The organism is Vibrio maritimus (assembly GCF_021441885.1).
GTDB classification, from domain to species: Bacteria; Pseudomonadota; Gammaproteobacteria; order Enterobacterales; family Vibrionaceae; genus Vibrio; species Vibrio maritimus_B.
Map to the genome: position 1 here is coordinate 713,619 of NZ_CP090439.1, position 16,821 is coordinate 730,439.

The following is a 16,821-nucleotide window of genomic DNA, read 5'->3' on the forward strand; positions in this document are numbered from 1 at the left end:
TTTTTTGGAAGATTTGGAGTACATAATGGAGCATTTCTAAGCCAGAAGTGCCCGCTATGAAGGAGCTGTACCGAAGTACTGTTGAAACTGCGCCTGTGCATAGGTCTGCTGCATTAGCTTAAACCTGGGTGAGTAGCAGGTAACACTATGTTAAGAGGCAAAAATTGTTAACTATAATTTGTAGTGGCTCAGGCTTGATCTGACAATTACCCGTTTTTAGGGTGCTTTGTCAGCTTAGATTTGAGCTACTACAGCTAATAAATAGAAAACTATTGATTGTTCACTGGAATAAAAAGGTGACTCACTGACTCTAGTGCTATAGAAGGATTGCTTCGGTCAACCTACTCCTAGGAGGGAATATGTTAAAGCGTACTTTCTTTTTTACTCTTATATCTTTTGTGTTGGTGTCTTTCGCGTCGGCGCATCATGGTTGGCGCTGGACGACGGGTAATAACATTGAACTAACCGGTATTATCGTCGAGCTTAAACTGGGCAACCCGCATGGGGAGTTAACGGTAAAGTCAGAAGACGATATCTGGACGGTAGAAGTTGGCCAACCCTACCGCAATGATCGTGCTGGTTTAAAGCCGGGCGATTTGGCCAAAGATGTTGAGGTAAAAATTGAGGGGGAACCTTCAGCCGATATAGAACAAAAAATAATGAAGGCGGAGCGTATTTGGATTGACGGTGTGCTCTACGATCTTTATCCAAACCGCGATTAGAGCAGTGCGATGTTGGAATCCTGGCTCGAAGCCTTAGCACTAACGCCTCTCGCCCAGTGGGTTCAGTTTTCTCGTTGGAGTTATGCGGTAATCAATACCCTGCATGTTCTTGGTATCGCGCTGTTAGTAGGCGCGATCATCCCGCTAGATTTAAAACGCATCGGCCTATGGCGGCGTATCACACTCGAACAGCTTGCTCATGTGCTCGTTCCTGTTGCTGTTAGCGGTTTCGTTATTGCAGTCATCTCAGGAGTATTGCTTTTTATGGCTGCTCCAAGCGATTACTTCGCGCTACGTATTTTTCTGTTCAAATTGCTGTGCATCGCTTTCGCGGTGGCAAATGCGGTCAACTTTCATTGGCGTATGGGTTATAACGCCCCGTTCAACCAGCAGCGCCTCGTCGGTTTTGTGTCGTTAATACTGTGGCTTTGCGCGTTAGTTGCAGGTCGATTTATCGCTTATGTCTAATAGTTGCACACAAACAACTGGGTCAGGTCTTGTCTTTCACCCCATTAGCTGAAGTCTCCTAAGTCCAGACTTTACCAATCAATTTCGCATCAGCTATACCTCATTTAGGGGCAAAAGCTTCTCAGCGTAAAAATCAAACCACAACAAAAGCATCTTAGGTTTGGAAACTTAATGTTCAACGACAGCAACATCGAAAAATACCAAGTGCTCAAAATGTGCGTTCTAACCAATTGAAATCTTAAATTGTTGACTAAACAAGGCTTTTTTGTGAATCAATTGTTTTACCATTGTGTGGTCCGCAGTAGTTTTTACACTGACACACATGGTGGTAGAAAATGGAATCAACAAGTACAAGCTGTACACCTCGCCAAGCAAACATCAACGCCGCTTTCGGCTCTCTCGTCGTTGTCGCAGTAGCAATCTTCTATATGAATATTTTGGGAGGTACCCCATCGATATTATTTGCTGTCGTTGCTTCCATTGCGTGTGTCGCGAACTTGCGCCACTTATTTGTAAAGCCTAAAGCCGATGAAGAAGAAACTAAGGCTGTCAATCAGACAGTTGAAAGCGTACCTGTCGTAGAACAGCAAGCTCCACAACCACGTAAACGACCGCATCTTTATTTGGTTAAGTGAGCGTACCGCCTCAATTTGCTCTTCACACCAGAGCAGTAGTCATTCCAAAAACGGGTCGCTCTGCCGCAATCGATATTGTAATGGTGATATAGCGTAGAAAGATTTGAAGCTACGAACAAAAGCACTCGCTTCGCTGTAGTTTAGGGTTTCGGCAATAGTACCTACGTCTAACTCGGTGTCGATAAGTAACTTTGAGGCCATCGACATACGTGTCTGCAACACAATGTCTCGCAAGTTAACACTATATAGAGTCAGGTAGTAGCGTAGCTGACGCGCTGAAATAGACAACTCATTGGCAATCGAATCACAAGTGATTGTATTGAAGTGCGAGCCTACGATGATGTCCGAAATTTTCGCTTCGATGGCACTAAGTTCTTTCGTCGCACCTTCGCTAGAATGCGGCACAGCAAGCAAACTGTCGACTTCAGAATGTTCCAGTGAGATTGGCTCAGACAGCCAATGGGTTGGCAGCAAAATTCTGGTTTGAGACTGATTGAATTTCAGTGTGCATCCAGAGAAAAACTGTCGGTACAATTCAGAATAGAACGGCGCTGGATAACTAAACTCGAACACAAGATCTTCTAGGTCATCACGCGCGCCGACTACCACTCTCTTTAACAAAGCTAAGTACCCAGCCGCAAAGTCCTCGCTCAAAAGTTGTGCACCTGATGATGAGGAATCAATATCAGGAATAATGGTGACAAAGCCATGCTCTTCTTGGATCAATTCACTGTAACGTGTTGTCGTCATTGATAAGAACTGCTGAGAAAGTGCAAGTCCTGAGCGAACCGTGGCACTGGACGCAATGGCATAACCGTATAGCCCGAAGTCCTGCAACACTACCTTGTCATATATTTTCAAGTACAAGCCGGGAATCTGTTTCTGGTAGTAGCGCACCAAACTCTCCACCTGCTCTAAGTAGGGAGTCGCATCCAACACAGTGACCTCGTTAACCTGCCGCAGGAAGTTAGCCTTCAGCGCCGGCTTTTCCTCATTCAATACTTCACCCATATGTTCGAGCAACATACAGGCATAGCGATTGGTCACATCTCTCATTTTCCCACCCTGCTGCAGATCCAATACTAGTTCATCTTACACTGTCAAAAATGTCAATTTTCAAGTTTTTTGTCAATTTATCCTCCTTCACTGACGGCAGAATGAAGCCATACAAGAAACAGACACCAAGAAGCAGACCTCTGACATCACTGCGTCAGATCCGTTTTCTTCTCATCGCTTTGTATTCATTTGCTAAAAGGTAGAACAATGAAATTTGTACTTGAAAGTTCTTTTCTCACTTGGAACTCCATTCCAGTTAAAACCACCGCAGACACCAAGGATGTTGTGTTTGTTTACTCAGGAGAAGGACAAGCAAAGGTTGATATCGACGGCAATGCTCATCGCTTCCACTTAGTTTGCACGGGTGGAGAGAAGTTCGACGCAGGTGAAAACTACCTCGACTACCTCAAAGGTAATTATTACGACTGCTATGCCCATGTGAACCTTCGTGATGCCGATGGCGACCTCATCATCATCAACTCAGGAACTATCGACAACCAAGATTTCATCATGCGTGTCGCTGGAGGCACTGGCAAATGGGAGGGCATCAAAGGCAAGTTTGATGCGAAGTTAACCTTCGTCGAAGTCCGCAAAACGGAAGGTAATAATCCTCAAAATCACTATTGGTGTGTATATGCGTTTGAGGGTACTGGCGATGTCGAATTAACTAAGGCTTAGCCATGAGTATCCGAATCAAGCTCGGAACCACCATTGTTTTGGTCACCGTGCCAATGCCGCTGATTGCGCCGGTTGTGATTCCTTTTTTGGGACTGGATGCGGCACTGACCGCGGCAGCTATCGCAACAACCATTGCTACGTCCGAGGTGTTGCTGCTGTGTGCCATCCCCATACTCGGCAAACAAGGTTTCATCGCAATCAAAAACAAATATTTCTTTTGGCTCAAGATACCAGAAAGACTCAAAACCAAATGGAGTCGCTTCTTCAGCCGAAAAAACAAAATTGAGAATAAGTCACGAGGTAAGTTATGACATACAGCCGAATGCCAGAAGACAAATTGAGTCAATACCGCAAAACATTCGAGAATTGCTCAAATGTCTACGATGCACCAGAAATCATCAGAGATTTTTGGATGCGTTGTGCCGATGAGAAAATGTCTCACCTGTTCTCTCAAAACCTATCATGGTTGGGTTTTCATCATGCACCATTCTCAGACGAAACCGAGAGTGCCGACGTCGTGATCTACGGGATTGGTTATGACATGAACTCTAGCCAAGAGATGGGCGATACTCGCCATGCTCCGATGTATCTGCGCCAATGCTCTAAATACCTGCCACCGGTGCACGATGAGTGGAAAATAGCACCCTTCGAAATGTGTAACATCATCGATCGCGGTGACATCGACAAGTTCTCGATGGAGTTCAACGAAACACTAGAGTGGGATTTCCAGCACGCGTTGGAGTGGTCAAAAAATGGCGCTTTACCGCTTCGAATTGGTGGTGACCATGAAATCTTCGGTGGCACCATGGTGACGGCTGAAATGTTGGCACGAAAATATTTCCCAGATGAAGCGATGGGCATTGTCATGTTTGACGGCCACTCTGATTGTTTCCTGCCTAACGATGTGGGCGGCTACATAGATACCGATTGGGTTAACGGCGGTGGTATCCCACGAGCGATATACAATGGTTGGGTTGATCCTGAGAAAGTATTCCAGTTTGGCATGCGCGGTTTTGGTATTGATGGTGCTGCGGGTCGCTACGCTGCTCAGGAGCTAGGGATCACGCTAGTATCTCCGCTAGATTTAGAGCGTAAAGGTTGTGACTACTACACCGACATGATTCGCGAACGCTGTGGTCAAGCCCCAATGGTGATGACCTGCGATCTCGACGCCTTAGACCCATCACAGGGTGGTGGCACAACCCAACGTGACGGGTTTGGCATGACCTTCCGCGAAATGCAGATGATAAACCGCTCGTTGAAAGGAATGAACCTCATCGCAGCAGACATCAGTGAATACGCACCGTCGCACGATACACACGGACGCTCTACCGGTTTTAATGTCGCTGCGCTGATATTTGAAACCATGTGCATGCTGGCAGATACGAAGTACCGCCTTAACGGTGAAGTTCGTAACCCAACGAAGTGGGATCTCAACCTGTCCACCAGCCGTTTCTATCATGGTCAAACCTTCTTAGAGCGTTGGAAACAAGACAAAGCACAAGGCAAGTAACGCAATTGGATAGCCTGCGTTCGTGGGCTATCTCTCAACCCAATTCGGTTAATCAATCGAGCTTAGATAATATGAAAAAGGTCCAGTGCTCTTGGGTAAACAATCATGCTTTTGTGGGCCTTCAAGCCGAGCACATAGATTACGTTCAAGATCTTAGGGGTATTAAAATCTGGTCAGTGCGAGAGAGCAATGGTGCCCGAATTACGTACTTCTCTTTTTTAGTTGAACCAAGTCTCTACAATAAGTTTGAGTTGGTCGATATTAAAGCAGGTGGTTCTATCATTGGTACGGCAGAGATGCCTGCGGAGACTGATAAATTTTCCATGCAGAAGACTGTAACGATCCCGATAGTGGGCAGGCTGCGCTGCCAATTAAAGTGTATTCGAGGTATCGAAATCGTTTTTTATGATAACGAAGGTTACAAAGTATCTCGCCATTTAAGATCACTCAACTCGTACTGCGCTATAGCCAGAGCCCTATAAATCATCTGGCTCAATAGTTCGCTGAGAAATACCCCCTACAACTGCCTACTGCACATTCTCAAAATGCGCCAAAAACTCCGCTGTATCTTTCTGAAACAGCGGCAGTGCCATTGCGATTTGTTCATCGCTCCAGTTCCACCATGCCAGCGCCTCTAACCTACGGCCAAAGGTCTCGTCTTCAAAACGTGGACGCAGTACGCGAGCTGGATTGCCGACCACAATAGAATATGGAGGAACGTCTTTGGTGACGACGCTGCCAGCCCCCACGATAGAGCCATTGCCGACCGTAACACCTGGGAGAATAATCGCGCCGTGTCCAATCCAAACATCGTGACCGATCACAACCTTGTCTTCCTCGCGCCAGCTAAATACTTCGTCATCCAGCGTGGATGGGTTTTCGCCTAGTCCATATTTTCCCGGACGATAAGTAAAGTGATGTAATGTTGGACGCCACCATGGGTGGTTGCTTGGGTTGATTCGCACTGCGGCAGCGATAGAGGTGAATTTGCCAACAGTGGTGAACATTAGGTTGCTATCGTTTTGGATATAGCTGTAGTCATCCACAGTCACATTGTTGAGTACGCAGCGCTCTGCAATTTCGGTCCAGCGACCCAATTCTGTGCGATGTAATCTGCTGCATGGTGTGACGCTTGGTGCAGCGGATAGCGTTGGTGATAGCGGCTGACTCATAATAGGATCTCCTGTCCGTCATTGAGAATTTGAAACTGGTCTGAAAAGCGTTGTGGGTTGTGTTTTGCCCAAAGCAGCAGCTCATGCCCCACATGCATGATGCCAATATGTTTCGCTTGGGTGTCTTTTGCTATTTTCTCCACTTGGTAGAGATCATTGTGGTTGTTGCTAATTCGGGTTTGCTCGCACTCGATGGGGGGGTAATTACAATCAATGATGATCCAATCAAGGCTTCGCTCTTTAAGCCACTGAGTCGTTTCACTGGGCAAACCATTGGTGTCCGTTAGATAGGCAACACTCTGACCCTCAAATTCAAAGGCGTAACCTAGAGCCAGCTTGGAGTGAATCAGAGGAAGCGGCGTGACCGTGATACCCTGCCACTCAAAGGATTCGAAAGGATAAGCTCTGAAAGAAAAGTCGAGTACGCCTGGGTGTTTGTAGAGATCATCACAGCCCTTGGTATCGTCTGGTGAGTGAACAGGAATCGACGCCCCTTTCCCCCAGCGCAAATCGAACAAGCTATGGACATGGTCCATGTGATAGTGTGTTAACAATATTTTATCGATCGTACCTGAGGGGAAACGATCGAGAAGATCGGAGGCATTGGCATCCAAAAGCAGTTTGCGACCTTGGTGCTCGAGATACGCGGAGCTTTTTTCTCGGCGCAGTGTCTTATCAAGCCTCGCTGCGGAGCATATCTCACAGTCACAACCCCATACAGGCACCATGGCACTGTCGCCAGTGCCGAGCATCACCAATTTCATTACTGCACTTCCTCAAGTCTGGCTCGTACCTGACGAAATTGGTCGACACTGTGGGCGATGTCACCGCTGTTATCGATATGATGACAGCCTTGCTGACTAGCAATGGCAAAGTCCGTTGCTCGCTTGAGCCTGCGGTCAATCTCTTGCGCTGATTCACGACCACGAGACTCTAGACGTTCACGAAGCACTTCTAGGTTTACATTCACAACAACGGGCACTAGACCATCACTAAAAGTCTGCTTTGCTTGGTCAAGCTCCGCTCGCGAGCCATTGAGAACAACCGAAAATCCACTGTTTAACCAAGACTTCACTTCCACACCAACGCCATAGCAAAGACCGTGAGCTTGCCAACTCATCGCAAACAACCCTTTGGTCTGTCTAGAGAAGTACTCGGTTTCGCTGATAGCGATATGGTTTTCTCCACCAGCGCCAAACGGGCGAGTGATATAACGATGGGCAACAATAATGTCTTCGGGAAATTCTGCGCGAATCGCATCAATTAGGGTATCTTTGCCAGCGCCAGAGGGACCAATGATATAGTAGATCTTCCCCTTGGTATTAGTCGCCCCAGACATCGAGGATGGCGTTGATGAAAAAGAAGCATCCGAGGATGCTTCTAAATTAAGTACGTCTATCATCGGCTAGAATACCTTCTTGCCTTCACGCCACACGCGCGCCACCAATGGATGACCATCAACTTGCTTGGCTAACACCAAGTCTGCGCGCTTGCCTTCCGCAATAACACCTCGGTCATTAAGACTCAAGGCCTCAGCAGGGTTCTTGGTCACGAGCTGCACTGCTTTTGGCAAGGTTAGGTTGTTACGCTCATCCCAAGAGAGCTTGTAGATACCTTCAAGCAAACTCATTGGATAGTAGTCTGAAGACAAGATATCCAGAACGCCATGAGACGCCAGTTCATGCGCTGCCACGTTACCAGAATGAGAGCCACCACGAACAACGTTAGGCGCGCCCATCAGTACCTTCAAACCTAGCTCATGAGACTTTTTAGCGGCTTCTACCGTCGTTGGGAACTCAGCAATCACCATATCAAGATCTTTTGATTCTTGAACGTGAGCGATAGTCGCATCATCGTGACTTGCCATCGGGATACCAAGCTCACGACACTGACGACAAATCTCATTGCGGTTTTGCGTTGACCAGCGGTTAGAGAGCTCGACCTGCTTTCTCTCAAACTCCGCCATCTCGCTGTCTGACAGGTTATGCTTACCTTGGTAGTAGGTTCGATACTTCTCAACATCGACAAACTGACGCTGACCCGGCGCATGGTCCATTAGCGATACCAACTGCACCTCTGGCAAATTGGCATACTTTTCAAACATACCAACCGTCGTCTCATGCGGCACTTCACAGCGCAGATGTAGCCTGTGTTCGGCGCGTGTCAGGTTGCGTTTTTGACTGTCGACGACCGTGCTGATAAATAGATCTAGGTTAGTTTGGCGCTTTTCATCTCGAAAGTCACCGAGCGCAACAGCATCAAGCACAGTAGTGATACCCGATCCAATCAACTGGGTGTCATGCGCACTCATCGCGGAGAATGGTGGCCAATCGACTTTAGGGCGAGGCGTAAAATATTGCTCCAGATTGTCCGTGTGCAGCTCGATAAAACCCGGCATCAAATAGCCACCTTCGCCATCGTACGCGCCAGCAACCTGACTTTGTGAATCCGACATGCTGACGATCTTGCCGTCACGCATTTCGATTGAGCCTTTTACTACTTCGTTCTCAAGAACCAAATTTACATTGGTGATAATCATGCTGCGTTCTCCCGTTATGCGCATGCTGAGATTGGATTCGACTGAGCGCTCTCCTGCTCAATCTGCTTTTTCACGTCATAGAGTCTGTCTGCGACTTGATCGCGTGTCGCTGCATCGTGGAAGATGCCGACAATGGCTGCGCCACGCTGTTTCGCTTCATGAATCAAGCTAACGACAACAGCGCTGTTGGTAGCATCTAGAGACGCGGTAGGCTCATCGAGCAGAAGAATCGGATAATCAACGATAAAGCCACGCGCGATGTTAACGCGCTGCTGCTCACCACCAGAGAACGTCGCAGGTGCTAGATTCCATAGGTGCTCTGGTACATTTAGACGAGTAAGCAGGGTTTTCGCTTTTTGCTCAGCGAGAGTTCGGCATCCGCCCATTTCCAGCATCGGCTGCATAACGACTTCAAGCGCACTAATGCGTGGAATTACACGCAGAAACTGGCTTACCCAACCAATGGTGTGTTTGCGAACATTAATGATTTCACGTGGCTGAGCTGTTGCGATGTTGACCCAGCGACCTTGGTGCTCAACCTCAATATCACCGGTATCGACCAGATAATTGGCGTACAAGGCACGAAGTAACGTTGATTTGCCTGAGCCAGAGCGACCGTTCAGTACTACACACTCGCCACTTGCTACATTGAAGTCCGCGCCTTTTAGTACGTCGAGCTCGATGCCATTTTGATTATGCAGAACAAAGGTTTTGCTCACGTTTGAAACTTTGATTTTGGTCTGAGTTGTCATGATTGAAAATCCTTAGTTCGGCGATCAGTTCTGCAAAACAGAAGAAACCAGTAGCTGGGTGTATGGGTGTTGAGGATCGTCGAGAACCTGATCCGTGAGTCCGGTCTCAACGACTTCACTGCGACGCATCACCATCAAGCGATGCGCAAGAAGGCGAGCCACGGCTAAATCGTGGGTTACGATAACAACGGCAAGTTCCAGTTCTGTGACAAGGCGACGCAGTAGGTCGAGTAGTTTCGCCTGGACCGACACGTCCAATCCGCCAGTTGGCTCATCCATAAAGATAAGCTTTGGATGTGTCACCAAGTTACGGGCAATTTGCAGACGCTGCTGCATACCGCCAGAGAAGGTCGTTGGCATGTCATCGATGCGATCCTGTGGGATCTCGACATCCGTTAGCCATTTCGTTGACTCCTTACGGATATCACCGTAATGGCGCTTGCCAACCGCCATCAAACGCTCGCCGATGTTACCGCCAGCGGAAACACGACCACGTAGACCATCCATAGGGTGCTGATGAACCACGCCCCATTCCGTGCGCAATAGCTGACGACGCTGGCTTTCTGCCATTTCATACAAGTCTTCAAGCTGAGTAATTTGGTCTTCACCACGACCGCGAATATAGAGCACGTCGCCACTGTCTGGAGTTTGACGACCAGATAGCGATTTCAACAGGGTGCTTTTACCTGAACCAGATTCGCCGACAATACCGAGTACTTCGCCTGGAAACAGATCAAACGACACGTTAGTAAAACCCTTACCCGGCGCATAAAGCTTAGTGAGATTACGAACTGATAGAAGTGGTTGCTCACTATCAGCATACTCATTGCTATGTTTGTTTTGATTAACTAGCGCTGACGTGCTCATGCGTAATTCTCCATCTTCTCAGCTTGCTGTTTTTCCACTTGTTCGCTGCAATAGTCCGTATCGGAGCAGACAAACATGTGATTGCCTTCGTCGTCCATCACGACTTCATCAAGGAAGGTGTCCGTCGCGCCACAGATAGCACACGGTTCATCCCACTTTTGAATCTCAAACGGATGATCTTCAAAATCTAGGCTTTGCACCTTAGTGTATGGAGGAACGGCGTAAATACGCTTTTCGCGACCAGCACCAAATAGCTGTAGTGCCGCCATGTTGTCCATTTTCGGGTTATCGAACTTTGGAATTGGCGATGGGTCCATGATGTAACGGTCGTTAACGCGAACGGGATACGCGTACGCGGTTGCAATGTGACCAAAACGAGCAATGTCTTCATACAGCTTAACGTGCATAATTCCGTACTCTTCAAGGGCATGCATTTTTCGAGTCTCTGTCTCACGAGGCTCAATAAAACGCAGCGGCTCTGGGATTGGCACTTGGTAAACCAGAATTTGATCTTTCGAAAGACCAATTTCTGGAATGCGGTGACGGGTCTGAATAATCGATGCATCGACAGTTTTCTCGGTAGTTTTCGCACTAGCCACCGACTTGAAGAACTCTCGAATAGAGACAGCATTGGTCGTGTCATCCGCACCTTGGTCAATCACCTTTAGTGTGTCGGCTTCACCAATGATCGCTGCAGTAATTTGCACTCCACCTGTACCCCAACCATAAGGCATTGGCATCTCACGACCACCAAACGGGACTTGATAGCCTGGAATCGAAACTGCTTTGAGTAGCGCACGGCGAATCATGCGTTTGGTTTGCTCATCAAGGTAACCATAGTTGTAGCCGGTCACGCCTTGTGCATGGGTGTTGATTTGTGTTTGGCTCATGACTGGCTCTCCTGCTGCGCGCCTTGAGTTTGAGTAAGTTCTTCATGCTCTTTGTGCATCTTGCGAAGCAGCTCAAGCTCTGCTTGGAAATCGACGTAGTGAGGCAGTTTCAAGTGGGAAACAAAGCCGGCTGCTTCTACGTTGTCAGAGTGAGACAGTACAAACTCTTCATCTTGAGCCGGACCATCCACTGCTTCATCGTATTCAGCGGCTTGCAGCGAGCGGTCGACCAATGCCATCGACATTGCCTTGCGCTCAGTAGAGCCAAATGTAAGACCATAGCCACGTGTCAGCTTGGCTTTCTCAGTCTTGCTGCCCACAAATCCATTCACCATCTGACATTCCGTTAGCTCAATCTCGCCAATATCGATAGCAAACCCTAACTCCTCTGGCACCAGGGATAGGTCGCAAAAACCGATGCGAATCTCCCCCGCAAACGGGTGATTGCGTCCGTAGCCACGCTGGGTTGAATAACCTAACGCTAGTAAGAAGCCTTCATCACCACGCACAAGATTCTGTAGGCGCGCACTGCGATCACATGGGTAGTTCACCGGATTCATCGTGATGTCTTCAGGAACCTGTTGGTTGTCTTGCTCAGCCGTCATCAGATCCAGTTTTTCCAGAATTCCCATCACCTGAGGGCACGCTTCCATTGCCGTCGATTCCGACGTATCAACCTGTGGAGTTTCCCCCGCCGCAAGCAAGCTAAAGTCGAGTAAACGGTGGGTATAATCGTAAGTAGGACCAAGAACCTGACCGCCCGGAAGATCTTTGTAGGTTGCTGAAATACGGCGCTCAATACGCATTTCGCTGGTATTCACTGCCTCAGATACCGACAAGCGAGGCAGGGTCGTACGATAGGCTCTTAGTAAGAAAATCGCTTCTACTAGATCTCCGTTCGCTTGCTTCACTGCAAGTGCGGCTAACTCACGGTCATAGATGCCACCTTCGGTCATTACGCGGTCAACACTGCCAGATAGCTGTTCGCTAATTTGTGCAACGGTAAGCTCAGCAAGTTCTGGATTACCGCGTCGTTTCTGAGCTTGGAGTTGATGAGCGTTGTTAATGGCTTTCTCGCCACCTTTTACTGCAACGTACATTAGTTCACCTCGATATGAGTGGTGCGTGGGAGACAAGCGATGGCATCATCACTAACCAATACCAAGTCAATGCCAAGCGGGAAGGCGAAACGTTGTTGGCGCTCAAGCAAGAAACTTTGAAAACCCACAGGTACATCGCCGATGTTAAGTGTCGTGGTTGATTCAATACCTGGACCAGCAAGCGTCAGTGATACGCCGTCTTGCGCTAGGTTTTGGTTTGCGCTGCTGCTAAGCGTGCCTAGCTCGACAATCACAGTGGTCGATTGATCTGGATACTCTTCACAGCCAATATTGAAAGCAGTGTTGGTCCAATCAAAAGTGGCAAGATCGCGCTCAGCAATCACGGCAAATGAGGCGTCGTGTTGCTCTTCTGTCATGGGACTGCCGCAGTGAAAGCGGATGTTCTCACGAATCGCGGCATCATCATGATGCGATGGTGATAGCCAGATTGGCGTCGCGTTATCAGCAAGGGTCAGTAGTGTTTGTGTTGATGCTTTGTGCATAGCGCCAAAGCCTTCGCTTTTAGTGAGCGTAACAATCTCGCTCGGCTCCGACATTGCTTTTAGCAGCAATCGGAAGCAGTGCTGGCTGTCATGAACTGCGTCTTGGAATGCAGTGGTGATGGTTGTCATGTTGTTCTGCCTATTTGTGTTGGCTGCACGCCAACTCTTCATTCTTGTTTGTCAGCTGCGAATTGGGGAATCTACCTTGGGAGTGCGCTTTGGGTAGATTCCTGCCTGCGCAGGAATGACGGATTGTTGGGCTAAGTTGTTAGCCTGAAGTTGATCTCAAAGAGGACCTAGTCTTCTCCACGAACCTAATCTTCTCCGCGGACCATGGTGAAAAAATCCACCTTACTGGTTGCGACTTCTTTGGCGCGCTGTTGTTGCTGCTTTTGTTTGATTGCTGCTAGCGGCTCTATCACGGCATTCATCAGCAACTCATTATGAGTTGAGGTTTGCAAAAGACCGTCGATCACCGCCGCGAGCTCTGCTTGCGCTTTGTTTCGTCCGCGCAGATAGCTGTAACCCATTTCTCCGCTTGCGAGCTTAACGACAGCACGGGTAATCGTGGCGTCACCCATGTTGAACTCTCGCCCTGTGCCACCCATGCGAGCACGTACTTGAGCAAGCCCGATTTCTGGTTGACGAACCATTTGGTAGTCCGCTTCTAGGTTGGTCGCGCTCCATAGGCGCTCTAGCTCGTTGTGCTGGCTTTGTGCCAACACTGACATCCAGCTTTGTCTTTCAGTCACAGCCGTCATTTAATGCTCCATTACTATTTCGGTTGCGTCGGAACGGCTATTGGAGCTAGAAAACTCAGCCACAATGTTGGTTCCTTTGATAACGTTTTTGGTTTTGACTTTAAGAATTGGCGTACTCTGCGTAATTTGCAGCAGACGACATTCTTCGTTAGTAGGGACTTTGGCACCGACGCGAGTCTCCTTGCGTTCAAGCTCAATATCGAGGCCACGTTTGATAAATCCGTGCAGAGACCCATTGTGAAAATTCTTCAATACCCGCCACCAGCTGAGGTCCGGAAGGTAGTGGTCGATGATGGTGCGCGGGCACTCTTCGGTGCGTCGAAGGGTACGGATGTGGATGATTTTGACGCCTTCCTCAATACCTAAGTACTCGGCAATCTTCATCGGTGCGGCAACGACACGACTCTGAATCACTTCACAGCGCGGTCTGGCACCTTGCTCTATCAGGTTCTTGGTAAAGTGAGCGCCAGAGTGAATGCGATAATCACTTGGCTGTCTCACCACCATGTTGCCCTTGCCTTGATGCCTTTGAACCATCCCGGTATTCACTAGCTCATCGATAGCACGGCGCAGCGTATGACGGTTGACCTCAAAACGCTGCGCGAGTTGACCTTCCGACGGTAGATACTCTCCCGGCGTATATTGCTCTCGAACTTCTTGGTCTAAGACCGATGCGATATCTAGGTAAACTGGCATATCCACTCCTTCCATTTGTGAGTTGTCTAGACAAGTTTGAGTAAATAGAAAATGAATCTAGCTCGCTACACTCGTCGTCTTGGTGCCTTGTTGATGTAGAGACACTTTGACGAGCTTGTATGAAGGTTTCGTGTCCGTTCCTTTGCAGATTTGCAACATAGTAGTTTCGACCACCACTTATCTAGACAAGATGCAGGCGTTGATTTTATTGGGCTTTCGGGATGTTATAGGAAGGCGAGCATGGACTTATATAGATTGGGAATTCATATTAATTTGACGCACTTATCGGCACTTACCATGGCAATTTCTCTAGTGCACTAAATTACGCATGCATATATACTCTGCTCCAACTTTTTAAACCAAGAAGAAACCATGAAGAACTATCTGACTACATTCTTAAAAGGAATGGCGATGGGTGCAGCCGACGTTGTACCTGGCGTATCGGGAGGTACGATCGCCTTTATTACTGGTATTTACGATACCTTGCTAGAAAGTATCCGACGCGTTAATCCTAGCCTGTTCGGTATTTGGAAACGTGAAGGCTTCAAAGCTGCGTTTGACCATATCAATGGCTTTTTCCTTATCGCACTGTTTGGCGGCATCCTGACGTCGATTCTCTCGCTTGCGAAGTTCATCTCTTGGGCGCTAGAAACCCATCCAGTACCGGTATGGTCGTTCTTCTTTGGTCTGATCATGGTGTCTGTTTATCACATGATTAAACAGGTTGAGCAAAAGACACTGTCTCGCTTTATCGTGCTGCTGATCGGTGCGGTATTTGCTTACAGCATCACGGTACTCAAGCCACTTCAGATGGACCCAACCAGCCTAAACATCTTCTTTGCTGGCTGTATCGCTATCTGTGCAATGATTCTTCCTGGTATTTCAGGTAGCTTCATTCTGCTTCTTCTAGGTATGTACACACCTGTGTTAGGCGCTGTAAAAGGTCTACAAATTGATGTCATGGCTCTGTTTGCGACAGGCTGCTTGGTTGGCTTGCTGTCGTTCTCACACGTGCTTTCATGGCTGCTAAAGCGCTTCCGCGATTTTGCATTGGTGTTCTTGACAGGTCTGATGCTAGGTACGCTTCCAAAGCTATGGCCCTGGAAAGAGACCATCTCATGGCGCACTAACTCAAAAGGTGAACAGGTTCCTCTTATCCAAGAAAACCTATCACCATTCAACTTTGAGTCTGTGACAGGTCAGCCTTCACAACTCGCTATTGCCGTTGTTTTGATGCTGGCGGCAATTGGTCTAGTACTAGCGCTGGAAAAAGTTGCGGAGAAAGGTGAGAAATAATCTTACTGACTCGAAAGAAAAGGCTCACTAAGTGAGCCTTTTTTAGTTTTAAGCGGCGCTTAGAATACGAAGTTAACCATGATGGTGTACATATTAGCGTCGGTGTCTGTTCCAGGTGAGCTGATAAATGGTCCAGATTGACCATTAACTGCGTTGAAACGCTGCCACTCTGCATTCAGCGATACGTTGTAGAGCAAGTCATAACGCAAACCTAACGTCCAGCTATCACCGGTTTTACCCTTATAACTGTTGTTCGCACTACCCTCGCTGTAGGTTTCTCCGTAAACCACATAAGGCGTGAATTTGCTGATGCGATATGCAGCACTCCCGTACCATGACGAAGTAAGGTCGTTCTTTTGCCCCTCAGCAGATAATTTCAACGATCCAAAATCGTATTCAGCTCCCAAAGAGTAAAGCTTGATATTCTGGTCTTTTAGAGGCTGCTCTAGATAAGGGATCGTCGTGAAAAACCCGGGAGCGACTTCAACATCAAGATTACGAATCTTATTGGTTTGATCAAAATTCGAGTCGAGGAATGCAAAATTGACACGGAAGTTATCGCCCACCAATTGCGCATTCAGACCCCACATATTTTTAGTTTCAAACTCCAATGTTAGGTTAGGATTAAAATCCACTTCATTGTTGTCTTTGAAACCTACAAATGGGGTGAGCGACAATTGCAGCTCGTCCGTCAGGCTATAGTTCCAGATAACGCTAGCGCCGTTGTAAGCGGTCACACCCAAAATACTGTTGTATACCTCTTCATTAGGTCTTGCTGCGGTATAAGCATGTCCAACATAGTAATACTCAGATGCGAGGAAGACAGGAAGGCGAAGTCGTCCTGCACGCACCTCAAAATCACCGATGGAGTACCCCAAATAAGCCCACTCCAGTTGCGGCTCACTCCAATGGTCTTGAGGTCGTTTAACGATCTGCACTGAGGCTTTGAATGCCTCATAAAAATAGTCTAGCTGTACCCCAAACGTGGTGTCACAATCAAAACAGTCTTCATCTCGAATATTGCGATTGACAAGCAGCGGGGTTTCATTGTCGCTGCGAGCCCAAGACGTCGAACCAAAACCACTGATAGAGAAATTGTCGGTAATATCAATTGCTGCCGTTACTGATGTTGATGCCACTGCTAAGCTCATTGCAAGAAGTTGTTTTTTCATT

Annotated in this window: 21 protein-coding genes; 8 read left to right on the plus strand and 13 right to left on the minus strand. The window is 47.8% G+C overall.

Features of this window, described 5'->3' with window-relative positions; translation table 11 throughout:
• Positions 1-359: 359 nt before the first annotated feature.
• From LY387_RS19740 to LY387_RS19750, 3 genes are all read left to right on the plus strand, one after another.
• Positions 360-722: a DUF6152 family protein gene (locus LY387_RS19740; protein WP_234497556.1), complete on the plus strand. Its 363-nt coding sequence runs from the start codon at positions 360-362 to the stop codon at positions 720-722.
• A gap of 9 nt (positions 723-731) precedes the next feature.
• On the plus strand, positions 732-1,190 hold the full coding sequence (locus tag LY387_RS19745) for a hypothetical protein (protein WP_234497557.1): 459 nt from the start codon (positions 732-734) through the stop codon (positions 1,188-1,190).
• A 335-nt stretch (positions 1,191-1,525) separates the two neighbouring features.
• On the plus strand, positions 1,526-1,825 hold the full coding sequence (locus LY387_RS19750) for a hypothetical protein (RefSeq protein WP_234497558.1): 300 nt from the start codon (positions 1,526-1,528) through the stop codon (positions 1,823-1,825).
• Positions 1,826-1,864: 39 nt separating this feature from the next.
• On the opposite strand, the gene LY387_RS19755 is transcribed toward LY387_RS19750, so the two are convergent.
• On the minus strand, positions 1,865-2,881 hold the full coding sequence (locus tag LY387_RS19755; RefSeq protein ID WP_234497559.1) for an AraC family transcriptional regulator: 1,017 nt from the start codon (positions 2,879-2,881) through the stop codon (positions 1,865-1,867).
• Positions 2,882-3,088: 207 nt separating this feature from the next.
• Here LY387_RS19755 and LY387_RS19760 point away from each other — a divergent pair, with 207 nt between their 5' ends.
• The 4 genes from LY387_RS19760 to LY387_RS19775 all read left to right on the plus strand — a co-directional run bounded on the left by LY387_RS19760 (position 3,089) and on the right by LY387_RS19775 (position 5,554).
• Entirely contained in the window at positions 3,089-3,559 is a 471-nt protein-coding gene (locus LY387_RS19760) for a hypothetical protein (protein ID WP_234497560.1), read from the plus strand.
• Positions 3,560-3,561: 2 nt separating this feature from the next.
• A complete protein-coding gene (locus LY387_RS19765; RefSeq protein WP_234497561.1) occupies positions 3,562-3,870 on the plus strand; it encodes a hypothetical protein in 309 nt (102 codons plus the stop codon).
• Positions 3,867-5,072, plus strand: coding sequence for an arginase family protein (locus LY387_RS19770; RefSeq protein ID WP_234497562.1), 1,206 nt, complete (start codon positions 3,867-3,869; stop codon positions 5,070-5,072). The genes LY387_RS19765 and LY387_RS19770 overlap by 4 nt, the downstream gene beginning before the upstream one ends.
• Positions 5,073-5,143: 71 nt before the next feature.
• Complete coding sequence (locus LY387_RS19775) at positions 5,144-5,554, plus strand: hypothetical protein (RefSeq protein ID WP_234497563.1); 411 nt, start codon at positions 5,144-5,146, stop codon at positions 5,552-5,554.
• 45 nt (positions 5,555-5,599) lie between these two features.
• Here the strand turns inward: LY387_RS19775 and LY387_RS19780 are convergent, their stop codons facing one another.
• The 11 genes from LY387_RS19780 to phnF all read right to left on the minus strand — a co-directional run bounded on the left by LY387_RS19780 (position 5,600) and on the right by phnF (position 14,352).
• Positions 5,600-6,244: a DapH/DapD/GlmU-related protein gene (locus LY387_RS19780; protein WP_234497564.1), complete on the minus strand. Its 645-nt coding sequence runs from the start codon at positions 6,242-6,244 to the stop codon at positions 5,600-5,602.
• Complete coding sequence (gene phnP / locus LY387_RS19785; RefSeq protein ID WP_234497565.1) at positions 6,241-7,008, minus strand: phosphonate metabolism protein PhnP; 768 nt, start codon at positions 7,006-7,008, stop codon at positions 6,241-6,243. Before phnP ends, LY387_RS19780 begins: the two co-directional genes overlap by 4 nt.
• The gene (gene phnN / locus LY387_RS19790; protein ID WP_234497566.1) at positions 7,008-7,646 is read right to left on the minus strand and encodes a ribose 1,5-bisphosphokinase; all 639 of its coding nucleotides are present in this window, start codon (positions 7,644-7,646) and stop codon (positions 7,008-7,010) included. Before phnN ends, phnP begins: the two co-directional genes overlap by 1 nt.
• Positions 7,647-7,649: 3 nt before the next feature.
• The gene (phnM, locus tag LY387_RS19795; protein ID WP_234497567.1) at positions 7,650-8,783 is read right to left on the minus strand and encodes an alpha-D-ribose 1-methylphosphonate 5-triphosphate diphosphatase; all 1,134 of its coding nucleotides are present in this window, start codon (positions 8,781-8,783) and stop codon (positions 7,650-7,652) included.
• 14 nt (positions 8,784-8,797) lie between these two features.
• The gene (gene phnL / locus LY387_RS19800; protein WP_042474903.1) at positions 8,798-9,535 is read right to left on the minus strand and encodes a phosphonate C-P lyase system protein PhnL; all 738 of its coding nucleotides are present in this window, start codon (positions 9,533-9,535) and stop codon (positions 8,798-8,800) included.
• A gap of 24 nt (positions 9,536-9,559) precedes the next feature.
• Complete coding sequence (phnK, locus tag LY387_RS19805; protein WP_234497568.1) at positions 9,560-10,402, minus strand: phosphonate C-P lyase system protein PhnK; 843 nt, start codon at positions 10,400-10,402, stop codon at positions 9,560-9,562.
• Positions 10,399-11,292: an alpha-D-ribose 1-methylphosphonate 5-phosphate C-P-lyase PhnJ gene (locus LY387_RS19810; protein WP_234497569.1), complete on the minus strand. Its 894-nt coding sequence runs from the start codon at positions 11,290-11,292 to the stop codon at positions 10,399-10,401. The genes phnK and LY387_RS19810 overlap by 4 nt, the downstream gene beginning before the upstream one ends.
• Positions 11,289-12,392 (minus strand): carbon-phosphorus lyase complex subunit PhnI, encoded by a 1,104-nt coding sequence (locus LY387_RS19815; protein WP_234497571.1) that lies wholly within the window; start codon positions 12,390-12,392, stop codon positions 11,289-11,291. Before LY387_RS19815 ends, LY387_RS19810 begins: the two co-directional genes overlap by 4 nt.
• On the minus strand, positions 12,392-13,024 hold the full coding sequence (gene phnH / locus LY387_RS19820) for a phosphonate C-P lyase system protein PhnH (protein WP_234497572.1): 633 nt from the start codon (positions 13,022-13,024) through the stop codon (positions 12,392-12,394). The genes LY387_RS19815 and phnH overlap by 1 nt, the downstream gene beginning before the upstream one ends.
• A gap of 185 nt (positions 13,025-13,209) precedes the next feature.
• Positions 13,210-13,656, minus strand: coding sequence for a phosphonate C-P lyase system protein PhnG (gene phnG / locus LY387_RS19825; protein WP_234497573.1), 447 nt, complete (start codon positions 13,654-13,656; stop codon positions 13,210-13,212).
• Positions 13,657-14,352 (minus strand): phosphonate metabolism transcriptional regulator PhnF, encoded by a 696-nt coding sequence (gene phnF / locus LY387_RS19830; RefSeq protein ID WP_234497574.1) that lies wholly within the window; start codon positions 14,350-14,352, stop codon positions 13,657-13,659.
• A 372-nt stretch (positions 14,353-14,724) separates the two neighbouring features.
• Here phnF and LY387_RS19835 point away from each other — a divergent pair, with 372 nt between their 5' ends.
• Positions 14,725-15,648: a DUF368 domain-containing protein gene (locus LY387_RS19835; RefSeq protein WP_128648159.1), complete on the plus strand. Its 924-nt coding sequence runs from the start codon at positions 14,725-14,727 to the stop codon at positions 15,646-15,648.
• Positions 15,649-15,707: 59 nt separating this feature from the next.
• Here the strand turns inward: LY387_RS19835 and LY387_RS19840 are convergent, their stop codons facing one another.
• Entirely contained in the window at positions 15,708-16,820 is a 1,113-nt protein-coding gene (locus tag LY387_RS19840; RefSeq protein WP_234497575.1) for a porin, read from the minus strand.
• Position 16,821 lies beyond the last annotated feature (1 nt).